The organism is Leptospira soteropolitanensis (assembly GCF_026151655.1).
In the GTDB taxonomy this organism is placed as follows: Bacteria; Spirochaetota; Leptospiria; order Leptospirales; family Leptospiraceae; genus Leptospira_A; species Leptospira_A soteropolitanensis.
On sequence record NZ_JAMQPN010000063.1, the window covers coordinates 1 to 1,116 of the forward strand.

The window sequence follows — 1,116 nt, forward strand, 5'->3', positions numbered from 1 at the left end:
AAATGACTGCAAATAAAACTGCTATAGGAAAACAATGGAAAATAATAAAGAAGAAAATTTTGATGAGGAACAATATCCGTCAGAAATAATAGAATATATTATGTCCGAGCCAGGACATGAAATAATTAAACGGATAATTACATTAATTGAAGATATAAAAAAATCTACATTGGATAAAAATGTAGAATTAACAAAAATTAATGTTACAAATAATCACAAACAACGAGCATATCTGATTATTCAGCAAACAATAGTGTTCGTCGTTATTGTAGTTGCATCTATATACTTAGCAGTCATGGATAAGTTTAGTCCTACTATTGGTGTATTATTCGGAACCGTAATCGGATATTTCTTTGGTAAAAAAACTTTGAGTTAAGAAATATTTTTATTTAGAATATGGATATGCAAAATTTTGAATTTATTCCGCACTTTGCAATTTATCAAACAGGCGCACATGAATTAGTTTATTCAGAAAATGGAAGCATTGCAGAAATTATAAATTTACAGTTACAATATTGGTGCGATGCGAATTTTTTGTATAAAAATATTGAAAAGAAAGAAAAAATCAGTATTCAATCCTTGATTCCGATCTTTCTTTTACTTGGACAATCATTGGTAACACTTTTTGGACTAAACAATAAAACTAATTTAAAAGATACACCACCTTTATTTCAACTAGTTACTAAATTTGTTGATAACAATGGTAAAAAATTATCCAGTTACGATCGACGATTGTATGAAAACTTTAAGAGATTAGATCATATCTACACAGATCTAATAAAACATCCTTCTTCAAATAAAATGACAGAAATATTAAATTTGAAAATGCAAGACCTTAGACAAGCTTTAAAAACTACTCAAGAAATTTGGATTTGGTTTTTGGACTCCATGGGGATTGAAAAGGAAAATTATGAGAAATATTTTTCAGAAAATTTCTAATTTAATAATAGACAGCAGTCACTTCGCATAACAGCGACTTACCGCTTCGCTTCGGGACTTCGCCCTCGCTCGGCCTGCGGCAAATTCCCCTTCTGGCATTCGCCTTGCTTACGCAAGCTACATGCCAGTCCCTAACGTCCCGTTACCGGGACTCAGGGTCGGGGAACTTCGGTAAGT

2 protein-coding genes are annotated in these 1,116 nt (G+C 31.8%); both read left to right on the top strand.

The window, feature by feature from the left end; translation table 11 throughout:
- The first annotated feature begins 34 nt into the window (after window positions 1-34).
- Window positions 35-376 carry a hypothetical protein gene (locus ND811_RS19295; RefSeq protein ID WP_265353602.1) on the top strand — a complete coding sequence of 114 codons (342 nt, stop codon included), beginning with the start codon at window positions 35-37 and terminating at the stop codon, window positions 374-376.
- A gap of 26 nt (window positions 377-402) precedes the next feature.
- Complete coding sequence (locus ND811_RS19300) at window positions 403-939, top strand: hypothetical protein (RefSeq protein WP_265353603.1); 537 nt, start codon at window positions 403-405, stop codon at window positions 937-939.
- The last annotated feature ends 177 nt before the right edge of the window (window positions 940-1,116 follow it).

Coding starts and splice junctions, on each gene's coding strand:
- ND811_RS19300 (WP_265353603.1), top strand. CDS start 403: ATGCAAAATTTTGAATTTATTCCGCACTTTGCAATTTATCAAACAGGC.
- ND811_RS19295 (WP_265353602.1), top strand. CDS start 35: ATGGAAAATAATAAAGAAGAAAATTTTGATGAGGAACAATATCCGTCA.